The 10,663-nt window shown below is 73.0% G+C and carries 10 protein-coding genes; 4 read left to right on the top strand and 6 right to left on the bottom strand.

Annotated elements, in window-relative coordinates; all coding sequences use genetic code 11:
- Nucleotides 1–39 precede the first annotated feature (39 nt).
- From ACIHEJ_RS12730 to ACIHEJ_RS12720, 3 genes are all read right to left on the bottom strand, one after another.
- The gene (locus tag ACIHEJ_RS12730; protein ID WP_400134696.1) at nt 40–423 is read right to left on the bottom strand and encodes a DUF3040 domain-containing protein; all 384 of its coding nucleotides are present in this window, start codon (nt 421–423) and stop codon (nt 40–42) included.
- Between the two features lie 277 nt (nt 424–700).
- Nucleotides 701–1,471: a class I SAM-dependent methyltransferase gene (locus tag ACIHEJ_RS12725; RefSeq protein ID WP_400134694.1), complete on the bottom strand. Its 771-nt coding sequence runs from the start codon at nt 1,469–1,471 to the stop codon at nt 701–703.
- A gap of 125 nt (nt 1,472–1,596) precedes the next feature.
- Nucleotides 1,597–2,160 (bottom strand): SAV_6107 family HEPN domain-containing protein, encoded by a 564-nt coding sequence (locus ACIHEJ_RS12720; RefSeq protein WP_400134692.1) that lies wholly within the window; start codon nt 2,158–2,160, stop codon nt 1,597–1,599.
- A gap of 166 nt (nt 2,161–2,326) precedes the next feature.
- On the opposite strand from ACIHEJ_RS12720, the gene ACIHEJ_RS12715 reads away from it, so the two are divergent.
- From ACIHEJ_RS12715 to ACIHEJ_RS12700, 4 genes are all read left to right on the top strand, one after another.
- The gene (locus ACIHEJ_RS12715) at nt 2,327–3,136 is read left to right on the top strand and encodes an ATP-binding cassette domain-containing protein (RefSeq protein ID WP_400134691.1); all 810 of its coding nucleotides are present in this window, start codon (nt 2,327–2,329) and stop codon (nt 3,134–3,136) included.
- Nucleotides 3,108–5,192, top strand: a complete 2,085-nt coding sequence (locus tag ACIHEJ_RS12710) for a YhgE/Pip family protein (RefSeq protein ID WP_400134689.1) — start codon at nt 3,108–3,110, stop codon at nt 5,190–5,192. Before ACIHEJ_RS12715 ends, ACIHEJ_RS12710 begins: the two co-directional genes overlap by 29 nt.
- Nucleotides 5,193–5,239: 47 nt before the next feature.
- Nucleotides 5,240–5,869, top strand: a complete 630-nt coding sequence (locus ACIHEJ_RS12705; RefSeq protein ID WP_400134687.1) for a TetR/AcrR family transcriptional regulator — start codon at nt 5,240–5,242, stop codon at nt 5,867–5,869.
- A gap of 394 nt (nt 5,870–6,263) precedes the next feature.
- Nucleotides 6,264–7,772: a phytoene desaturase family protein gene (locus tag ACIHEJ_RS12700; protein ID WP_400134685.1), complete on the top strand. Its 1,509-nt coding sequence runs from the start codon at nt 6,264–6,266 to the stop codon at nt 7,770–7,772.
- A 14-nt stretch (nt 7,773–7,786) separates the two neighbouring features.
- Here the strand turns inward: ACIHEJ_RS12700 and ACIHEJ_RS12695 are convergent, their stop codons facing one another.
- The 3 genes from ACIHEJ_RS12695 to thiE all read right to left on the bottom strand — a co-directional run bounded on the left by ACIHEJ_RS12695 (nt 7,787) and on the right by thiE (nt 10,469).
- Nucleotides 7,787–8,722 carry a hypothetical protein gene (locus tag ACIHEJ_RS12695; protein WP_400134683.1) on the bottom strand — a complete coding sequence of 312 codons (936 nt, stop codon included), beginning with the start codon at nt 8,720–8,722 and terminating at the stop codon, nt 7,787–7,789.
- A gap of 56 nt (nt 8,723–8,778) precedes the next feature.
- Complete coding sequence (gene metF / locus ACIHEJ_RS12690; RefSeq protein ID WP_400134681.1) at nt 8,779–9,702, bottom strand: methylenetetrahydrofolate reductase [NAD(P)H]; 924 nt, start codon at nt 9,700–9,702, stop codon at nt 8,779–8,781.
- 119 nt (nt 9,703–9,821) lie between these two features.
- Entirely contained in the window at nt 9,822–10,469 is a 648-nt protein-coding gene (thiE, locus tag ACIHEJ_RS12685; protein WP_400134679.1) for a thiamine phosphate synthase, read from the bottom strand.
- Nucleotides 10,470–10,663 lie beyond the last annotated feature (194 nt).

Raw genomic sequence — 10,663 nt, 5'->3', positions numbered from 1 at the left:
CTCCGCCGCGGCCCGGGAGATGCCGGCCGGGGCAGCGGGTCAGTGGCCCTGTTCGTCCCGGCGGCGCTGCCAGCGCTGTTCGATCCGGTCCATCATGGAGCGCTTGGGCCGCACCTGGCGGCGGACGGCGACCGCCGGCTGCTCACCCGGTTTCGGGGTCTTGCGCCAGCCCGTGACGGCGAGCACGGCGCAGCCCAGCATGACGAGGAAACCCACCACGCTGACCCAGATCAGCTGCGCGACCATTCCGGCCATGAGGAGCGCGATACCCACGAGGAAGCCCGCGACCGCCTGGTAGACCCGCCGCCGGGTGTACGTCCGCAGCCCACTTCCCTCAAGCGCTGACGCGAACTTGGGATCTTCGGCGTACAGCGCTCGCTCCATCTGCTCGAGCATGCGCTGCTCGTGCTCCGAGAGCGGCACGGAGTCCTCCTCATCGTGCAGTCGCCGGGGCGACCCGGGGGGTCCCTTCAGGATAGGCAGGGAATCGCCCCCGTGAAACCCGCCCCTCTACGCCAATCGGCCAACCGAACTCCGTCATGGCCGTCCCGGCTCGCTGAGGCTTCCATTCCCCGGCGGCCGACCCGTCATGCCGGGTGGTGTACCTCGATCATACGGCGCAAACCCCTCGATCGGGGGTCTTGTGGCGTACTCCATCCGCCGCCGAGCCGCTGATCAGCGGCTCGTCCCGGCAGTGTGCTCAGGCCTCGGCGGCACCCGGCGTCTCTCCGAGCACGTGCAGCTGCGTGGCCACGGAGTGGAACGCGGGCAACTCGGCCGCCGCGGCCTCCAGCTTCAGCAGGGCGTCGAGGGCGCCGGGCTCGGTGTCCACCAGGACGCCGGGCACGAGGTCGGCGAAGACCCGCACGCCGTGCACCGCGCCGACCGCCAGCCCCGCGCCCTCGACGAGCGCGGTGAGCTGCTCGGCGGTGAACCGGTGCGGCACCGGGTCGCCGTCGCCCCAGCGGCCGTCGGGGTCCCGCAGCGCCTGCCGGGCCTCGGTGAAGTGGCCGGCCAGGGCGCGGGCGAGCACGGCACCGCCGAGCCCTGCGGCCAGCAGGCTGAGGACACCTTCGGAGCGCAGCGCGGCGACCGCGTTGCGCACGCCCTCGGCCGGGTCGTCCACGTATTCCAGGACGCCGTGGCAGAGCACGGCGTCGAAGCCGCCGCGCTCGACCACGTCGAACAGGCCGTGCGCGTCGCCCTGCACGCCCGTGACCCGGTCGGCGACGCCGGCCTCGGCGGCGCGGCGCTCCAGCGCGAAGAGCGCGTTGGGGCTGGGGTCGACCACCGTGACGCGGTGGCCGAGGCGGGCGAGGGGCACGGCGAAGTTGCCGCTGCCGCCTCCGGTGTCGAGGACGTCCAGCGACTCCCGTCCCGTGGCCTTGACCCGGCGGTCGAGAGCGTCCTGGAGGATCTCCCAGACCACGGCGGTACGCAGGGAGGCGCGGGGGCGGCTCGGGTCCGACACGGCAGTTGACTCCTCGGCAGGGCAGAAGGCTTCAGGCGAACTCCACCCTATTGCCTCCGCCGCCGTACCTGGTCACCGCGGCGGGGAACGGCCGTGTCCGTCTCGCTCGGCGGACCCGCCGGTGCTCAGCCCGCGTCCGGGAGGTCACCCCGGGCGCCCGGGCCGTCCCGCTCCTCCGGGTCCTGACGGGGCTGGGGCAGGACCGGCTGGAGGACCAGCATCCGCTCCACGAGGCGGATGAACATCGCCACGTCGCGTATCAGGTCGTCGGCGTCGCGCTGTCCGGCCGCGCCACGGATGCCGGCCTCGGCGCGGGCGCGGCGGGCGGCTCCGGAGGCGAACAGCGCGCTCCACTCGGTCAGTTCGGGGGCGATCTCGGGGAGCACCTCCCAGGCGCTGCGGATCCGGGCCCGGGGGCGCGGGGCGGTCTCGGGGCGACCCCGGGCGGCGAGCACGGCGGCGGCGGTGCGCAGGGCGGCGAGATGGGCCGTCGCATAGCGCTCGTTCGGCGTTTCCAGGACGGCGGCTTCCTCCAGTCCGGCGCGGGCCTGGGCGAGCAGGTCGAGGGCGGCGGGCGGGGCCGTGGTCCGGCGGAGCACGGGGTGCACGTCGCTCGCCGGGCCGGTCAGTGAGGGGGCAGGGCCGGTGGCGCGGCGCCGACGGGCGGCGGCTGCGGACGGGTTGGCCATGACGAACCTCCTGTCGTCTGGGTGACGGCACGGGTGCCGTATGTGCCCATCGTGAGGTATGGCACTGACAATCCGTTCTGACCTGCGCCTTTGCCTCGATCGTAGGTTCGGGCGTATTTTTGCACTGACCAGTCAGTTCAAATACGGCAAGCAGGCAGGGGAGCTTGTGGACGGCGCGCACGTCACGGCCGAGGGCCTCGGGCTCAGGGGTCCCCGGGGGTGGGCCTTCAGCGGCATCACCTTCGACGCGGAGCCCGGCTCGCTGATCGCGATCGAGGGACCGTCCGGCTCCGGCCGCACGTCCCTGCTGCTCGCGCTCACGGGACGGATGAAACCCACTCAAGGGGTTGCCACAGTCGGCGAGTTCAAACTCCCCCGGCACATGGCGGGGCTGCGCCGCGTCGCGGCGGTGGCCGCCGTGGCCGGGGTGACCGACCTGGAGCCGGCCCTGACCGTCGGCGAGCACCTGCGCGAACGGTCGCTGCTGCAGCGCCGGTTCGGCGACTCCCTGCGCGAGGTGCTGCGGCCCCGCGCCCAGCGCAGGCACGAGGCACGGCTGCGCGTCGACGCGGCCCTGGCCGCCGCCGGGCTGGACCTGGAGACGCTTCCCAAGGGCTCCCGGACGGCCGTGCGCGACCTGGAGCGGATCCAGGAGTTGCGTCTGTCCCTCGCGCTCGCCCTCCTCGGCCGGCCCCGGCTGCTCGGCGTGGACGACATCGACGTGAAGCTCTCGGACGCCGAGCGCGCCCAGGTCTGGGACCAGTTGCGCTCGCTCACGCGCGCGGGGACGACGGTCGTGGCCGTGTGCCGGACCGCCCCCGAGGACTGCGTCGCGGTGCGGACCGGGGATGCGGCCGCATCGGGCGAACGGCACTCCGCGGAGCGGCAGGACACGGAACAGCAGGACACGGAAGAGCCGGACACGGATCGGAAGGAGGAAGCCGGCGATGCGCTCACCGAAGCTGGCCGCGCTTGAGCTGAGGCGCTTCGGGCGGGGCAAGCTGCCGCGCGCCGCCCTCGTCGCGCTGCTCGTCCTGCCGCTGCTGTACGGCGCCCTGTACCTGTGGTCCTTCTGGGACCCCTACGGCCGTCTGGACCGGATCCCGGTGGCCCTGGTGAACGACGACAAGGGCGCCACGGCGAGCGGGAAGAAGATCTCCGCCGGCGACGACATCGTGGCCGGACTGCGCGACAGCCGCACCTTCGAGTGGCACGAGGTCAGTGACGCGGAGGCGCGCGAGGGCGTCGAGAACGGCACCTACTACCTGTCGCTGACCATGCCGGCCGACTTCAGCCGGCGCATCGCCTCCAGCTCGGGTGGCTCCCCTCAGGCCGGCGCCCTGAAGGTGCGCACCAACGACGCGAACAACTACATCGTCGGCCAGATCTCCCGCACCGTCTTCAACGAGGTGCGCTCGGCCGCGTCCAGCAAGGCCTCACGGACCTTCCTGGACAAGATCTTCGTCTCCTTCTCCGACATCCACGACAAGACCGTCACGGCCGCCGACGGCGCCGACAAGCTCAACGGCGGCATCGGAAAGGCGGAGAAGGGCTCCAAGGACCTCGCCGACGGGCTGAAGGACGCCAAGAGCGGCAGCGGCAAGCTGGCCAAGGGCCTGAAGAAGCTCGACGGCGGCGCCGACGACCTGGAGAAGGGCTCCCGGCAGGTCGCCGACGGCACGCAGCAGCTCGCCGACGACGTCAACGGCGTCTACGGCCAGGCCGGCCCGTTCCTGAAGGGCAACGAGAAGACCATCGGGGACACCGCCGAGCTGGTCGCCGACTCGGCCAAGACGGTCGAGGACAACCTGGACGTCCTGGTGAAGCTCGCGCCGGGAGCCGCCAGAACCGCCCACGCCTCCTCGGCCGTCCTGGACGACGTCTACAAGGCGCGCTGCGAGACGGCCACGATCCCCGACCCGGCCTGCCCGGAGCTGAAGAAGGCCGAGCAGGCCGCGGCCGACGTGGCCGCCGTCGCCGACGACCTCAACACGCTGATCGCCGACCAGGACGGCGACCTGAAGACGATGCGGGACAACCTCGGCACGCTCCAGAAGCAGGCCAAGGCCCTGGAGAAGCGCGCGCCGCACCTCTCCGAGGACGTCACCGACGCCGTCAAGAAGATCAACAAGCTCAACGACGGCGCGCACAAGGTCGCCGACGGAGCCGAGAAGCTGCACACCGGCCTCGGCACCGCCAAGTCCGGCGCGACCGCGCTGGACAAGGGCATCGGCACGGCCCGGACGGGCGCCCAGACCCTGAACGGCGGCCTGTACAAGCTGGCCGACGGATCCGGGAAGCTCGCCGGCGGGCTGCACGACGGCGCGAAGAAGATCCCGGACTACGACAAGCAGGACCGCGACAAGCGGACCGGCGTGATGGCCGACCCGGTCCAGCTGGCCTCGCACGACCTGCACAAGGCGCCGAACTACGGCACCGGGTTCGCCCCGTACTTCATCCCGCTGTCCCTGTGGGTGGGCGCGATGGTCGCCTACATGCTGATTCCGCCCCTCAACCGGCGTGCCCTCGCGGCCGGTTCGCCGGCCTGGCGGATCGCGCTGGCCGGCTGGCTGCCGGTGGTCGCCGTGGGCGTGCTGCAGGTGGTGGCGCTGATGGCCGTGCTGCACTGGGCGATCGGGCTGCAGATGCTGCGGGCGGCCGGCACGATCGGCTTCCTGTTCCTGGTCGCGGCGTGCTTCGGGGCGATCGTGCAGTGGCTGAACGCCCGATTCGGCGCGGCCGGCCGGATCCTCGTGCTGGCGCTGCTGATGCTCCAGCTGACCTCGGCGGGCGGCACCTACCCCGTGCAGACCAGCCCGGGCTTCTTCAACGCCATCCACCCGTTCCTGCCGATGAGCTACATCGTGGAGGCGCTGCGCCGGCTGATCACGGGCGGCGGGCTCGGCCCGGTCTGGCAGGCGTGCGGTGTGCTGGCCGCGTTCACCGCGGGCGCGCTCGCGCTGACCGCGCTCGCGGCACGGCGCCGCCAGGTGTGGACGCTGGACCGGCTGCACCCCGAGCTGAGCCTGTGATCTCCGGGAGGACCCCGCACACGCGCGTACCTGTGAGAATCGGGGCCATGGAAAGCAGCAGCACCAGGTCCGGCGGCAGCACGCGCCGCGAGGCCACCCGCCAGAAGCTCTACGAGGCGGCCGTCACGCTCATCGCCGAGCAGGGCTTCTCCGCGACCACGGTGGACGAGATCGCCGAGCGGGCCGGGGTCGCGAAGGGCACGGTCTACTACAACTTCGCGAGCAAGTCGGTCCTCTTCGAGGAGCTGCTGCGACACGGCGTGGGCCTGCTCACGGCCTCCCTGAGGGAGGCGGCCGAGCGGACGGCGGCCGAGGGCGGCAACAAGGTGGACGCACTGGACGCGATGGTCCGCGCGGGGCTGGTCTTCATCGACCGCTACCCGGCATTCACCCAGCTGTACGTGGCCGAACTGTGGCGCACCAACCGGGCCTGGCAGTCCACGCTGATGGTGGTCCGGCAGGAGGCCGTCGCGGTGGTCGAGGGAGTGCTGCGCGAGGGCGTGGCGGCCGGGGAGTTCAGCGACGAGATCGACGTGCAGCTGACGGCTGCGGCGCTGGTCGGCATGGTCCTGGTGGCCGCCCTGGACTGGAAGTCCTTCCAGCCGGAGCGGTCCCTGGACGACGTCCACGCGGCCCTGTCCCGGCTGCTCCAGGGCCGGGTGAGCGGCAAGGCCTGACCGGGCCTGGGCACGAGCGCACGGGAAGGGCGCCGGTCCGCTGCCGGGCCGCCGCCCTTCCCGCTCCCCGTACTCCCCCGTACGGTCTTCCCCCGTCGGTCCCCCGTGGGTGGTCGTCCCCCGGGTCCCCCGGCTCGCTTCCGCCGACGGATCGGCGGAAGGAGCGGCCGGCGGGCGGGCACCGTTCCGCCGCCCCGTGTCGGCGGTGCCGGGCCGCGCCCCCTGGCCTGCCCCCACTCTGCCGTCCGGGCGGCCCGTCCCCCATCCGCGCACGTACTCATCTCGCGTTCTGAGTACGGATACTCAGCCGCCCGCACGCGGACCCGCACCGCGAGACGGCCCGGGCGGCCGCCCGCGGGCAGGATGGTCGGTGGCGGTCGATAAAGTCGCAGGCATGGCACGGATTGCGGTGATCGGCGCCGGGATGGGCGCGATGGCGGCCGCTGCCCGGCTGGCCGTCGCGGGCCACCGGGTGGCGGTGTACGAGCGGACCAGGACGTACGGCGGTGCGGTGCGCCGTCTCGAGCGGGACGGGTTCGCCTTCGACACCGGCCCGGGGCTGCTGACGCTGCCCGCGGTGTACCGCGATCTGTTCGTGAAGACCGGCAAGCAGCCGCTGGAGGACTGCGTCGAGCTGGTCCAGGTCGACCCGTCGTCGCGGCACGTCTTCGCGGACGGCACCGAGGTGTCCCTGCCGAACGCCTCGCGCGCGGGCGTGGTCGCGGCGCTGGACGAGGCACTGGGCGCGGGGGCGGGCGAGCGCTGGGGAGACTTCCTGGTGCGGGCCCGCGAGGCCTGGGACCGCACGCGTCGCCCGCTGCTGGAGGAGCCGCTGTGGCCGAACTGGCAGGTGCTGGACGAGAAGGAGCCGTATCCGGGTGTTCCGCACAAGCGGCTCTGGCGCACGCGGCGCGCGATCAAGCTGCATGAGATCGGCTCCTGGGAGCTGCGCGACGCACGGCTGGCCCAGCTGTTGAACGACTGCGCGCTCGCGTACGGCGTCGATCCCGGGACCGCTCCGGCGAGCGCGGCCGTACTGCCCTACATGGAGCACGCCTTCGGCACCTGGTATGTACGCGGCGGGATCCGGGAGTTGGCGCGCGCGGTGTACGAGCGGTGTCTGCAACGGCGGGTGGAGTTCGTCTTCGACGCCGAGGTCGTCCGGGTGCTGGAGAAGGACGGCCGGGTGTCCGGCGTGGAGCTGGCCGGGGGCACGGTGGCCGAGGCCGACTTCGTCGTCGGCACCGGACCCTGGCGGCTGGGCGGCCTGGTCCCTGGCAGGGAGCTGTACGGCGCGCAGGACGTGCCTCCGGAACGCGAGGACCGCTACCCGGGCCGCATGGTGGTGTGCCTGGCGCTGCGCGGCGCGCGCGGGAGCGACGCCGTGCACCGCACGGTGGTGCACTCGGCCGACGGCGAAGGTGATCTCGACCTGTTCCGGCACGGGACGCCGCCCGAGCTGCCGACGGTGGTCGTCGACCGCCCGGACGACCCGGCGCTGCGTCCCGACGGGGAGCACGAGTCGATGGTGCTGACGTCGACGGTGCCGGCCGCGACGGAGTACGACTGGGCCGCACCGGGCGCCGCCGACGCGTTCGCGGACCGGATGACCGCAGCGGCCGAGCGTGCCGTGCCGGGGCTGCGCGAGCGCGTGCTGTGGCGGGAGGTCCGCACGCCCCTGGACACCGAGCGGGAGACGGGCGCGACGGGCGGTGCCGTCCCGCCGCCGGCCCTGGCCGCTCCGGAGGGTGTGCTGCACCCGGCCAACAGCACGGCGGTGCCGGGTCTTTTCACCGCAGGCGGCTGGTCACACCCCGGCGGCGGTCTGCCGCACGCGGGCATGTCGGGAGCGCTGGTGGCGGGGCTGATCGTGGAGGGCCCGGGTTTCCGGGGCTCGCGGTGATCCCGGGCTGAGGCTCAGAAGCGGTACTGCTCGTCGTACCCGGCGGTCCCGGGCTGCGGGTGCTGCGCGGGCCCCTGGGCCTGACCCTGGTAGGGGTACGGCTGCTCCTGCGGGAGTTCGCCGCCGTAGGTCTCGTCGGTGCGCTGCTGGGGCACCCACACCCCGCCGGCCGGGGTCTCGCCGTAGCCGCCGGTGGCGTACGGATCCTGTCCGTAGCCCTGCTGGCCGTACTGCTGGGCGTAACCCTGGTCATAGGACGCCCCGCCGTAGGACTGGCTGCCGATGTACGGGTCGGAGTAGTTGGCGTAGCCCTGGCCGCCGGCGTCGTAACCGTAGCCCTGCTGCTGGCCGTAGCCCGAGTAGTCGTAGGCGTAGCCCTGCTGCTCGCCGGCCTGGGGCTGGGCGGTGTGCGCGTAGGCGGTGTCGCCGTAGACGCCGTAGGAGCCGGTGTCCTCGGGCATGGGCTGGGGTTCGTAGACGGTGGTGGTCTCGGCGGCGCCCGGCTCGGGGCGGGCCGGGGTGAAGACGTCGTCGCGGTCGTAGTCGTCGTCGTACTCGCCCTGGCCGTAGGCGCCCTGGCCGGCGTCCTGGTCGTCGCCGGGGGCCGCGGGCTCCGGGCCGGAGTCCTCCAGGTCCTCGTCGCGCCGGTCGGCCTTGCCTCGGCGGCGCTTGCTGCCGCCGTCGGTCTCGGCGTCGGGGCGCTTGACCGCCCAGCCGGCGGCGAAGCCGCGGCGGAAGGACAGGGTGACGTACGTCTGACCGATCGCGAAGGCGATCGCGCCGACGCCGATCACGATCACGGAGGGCATCAGCACGCCGAGCACGACACCGAGGAAGCCGGCGAAGGCCAGCAGCCGCCAGCGCAGCCGCGCCTTGTACTGCAGCAGCACCTCGCCCAGCAGCCACAGTGCGACGACACCGAACGCGATGTAGAGGACCGTCCAGCCCATGTACGCCCCTCTCCCAGTGGCCGCTACGCAGTGTGTCGTATCGCGGGGCGGCCGGTCTAGGCCTGCGGGGGGTGGTGCAGGCCCAGGTTCTCGTAGATTTCCAGGGTCGCCGTGGAGTTGTTGAGCGTGATGAAGTGCAGTCCGGGCACTCCCTCGGCCAGCAGCCGTGCGCAGAACTCCGTGGCGAAGTCGATACCGATGGAGCGTACCGCCGCCGGATCGTCCTTCGCTGTGAGGATCCGCTCTTTCAGGGCGTCCGGGAAGTGGGCGTTGCTGAGCTTCGGCAACCGTTCCAGCATCTTCACGCTGGTGACGGGCAGGACCTCGGGGATGACCGGGGTGTCGCAGCCCGCGGCCACCACGCGGTCGCGCAGCCGGAGATACGACTCCGGCTGGAAGAACATCTGTGTGATGGCGTAGTCGGCGCCCGCACGGCACTTGTCCACGAAGTGGGCGACGTCGGAGTCCCAGTCGCTGGAGCGGGGGTGCATCTCGGGGAACGCGGCGACGCCCACGCAGAAGTCGCCCGACTCCTTGATGAGCCGGACGAGTTCGGCCGCGTAGGCGAGTCCCTTGGGGTGCGGGACCCACTCGCCCATCGGGTCGCCGGGCGGGTCGCCGCGCACGGCGAGCATGTTACGGATCCCGGCGTCCGCGTACTGGCCGATGATGTTGCGCAGCTCGGCGATGGAGTGGTCGACCGCGGTGAGGTGGGCGACCGGGGTGAGCGTGGTGTCGGCGACGATCTGCTGGGTCTCCTTGACCGTGCCCGCGCGGGTGGAGCCGCCGGCACCGTAGGTCACGGAGACGAAGTCGGGCGCGACCGCCTCGACCCGCCGGAGCGCGCTCCACAGGTTCCGCTCGCCCTTGGGGGTCTTCGGCGCCGAGAACTCGAACGAGTACGTCGTCTTGCCGGTGGCGAGGATGTCGCGCACGGTGCGTGCGCGATCAGTCCTGGTGGATGCGGTTCCGAGGGCCATACGGGCAGGTTAGCCAGGGGTGGGCGGTCCCCCAACCGGACGCCGGAAATTTGCCTGAATTGTCGGTATCCTGTCCACCCCTTGGACAGATTCCCGGACAGGGCCCCGAAAGAAGTTCCCTAGCCCTGCCGGAGCCGCTTGGCGAACTCCGCCGCGGCCGCACCCGGGTCGTCGGCCTCGGTGATCGCGCGGACGACGACCACCCTGCGGGCGCCCGCGTCCAGCACCTGGTCCAGGTTGGCGAGGTCGATGCCGCCGATGGCGAACCAGGGGCGGTCGGTGCCCAGCCCGGCCGTGTACCGGACCAGGTCCAGACCGGGCGCGTGCCGACCGGGCTTGGTGGGGGTGGGCCAGCAGGGGCCGGTGCAGAAGTAGTCCACGCCGTCCTGGACGGCGGCCGCGGCGGCCTCCGACTCCGCGTGCGTGGAACGGCCGACCAGCACCCCGTCGCCGAGGATCGCGCGGGCCGCGGGGACCGGCAGGTCGCCCTGGCCGAGGTGCAGCACGTCGGCGCGGGCGGCGTGGGCGACGTCCGCCCGGTCGTTGACCGCGAGGAGCTTGCCGTGCCGGGCGCAGGCCTCGGCGAAGACCTCCAGGTGCTCCAGTTCCTCAGCGGCCTCCATGCCCTTGTCGCGCAGCTGCACGATGTCGACACCGCCGGCCAGGACCGCGTCCAGGAACTCCGGCAGATCGCCCTGGCGCCGCCGGGCGTCCGTGCAGAGGTACAGGCGGGCGTCGGCGAGTGCGGCGCGGGCGGTGTCGGACATGGTGAGGTCCCCCCGTGATCGGTGTCCCTGGCGGTCGGCGCGGGGGGGGGGGGGGGGGGGGGGGGGGGGGGGGGCCCCCCCGGGGGGGGGGGGGGGGGGGCCGGCGCCGGGCGCCCCGGCCCCCCCCCCCCCCGGCGACGGTCAGCTGAGGGCCGACGCGCAGGTGGTGGCGGTGGCGTGGGCCGGGTCGAGCG

The sequence above is a fragment of the Streptomyces sp. NPDC052301 genome (genome assembly GCF_044593395.1).
Taxonomy (GTDB): domain Bacteria; phylum Actinomycetota; class Actinomycetes; order Streptomycetales; family Streptomycetaceae; genus Streptomyces.
The sequence above is the reverse complement of the archived record's forward strand: the minus strand, read 5'-3'. Positions and strand labels throughout refer to the sequence as shown.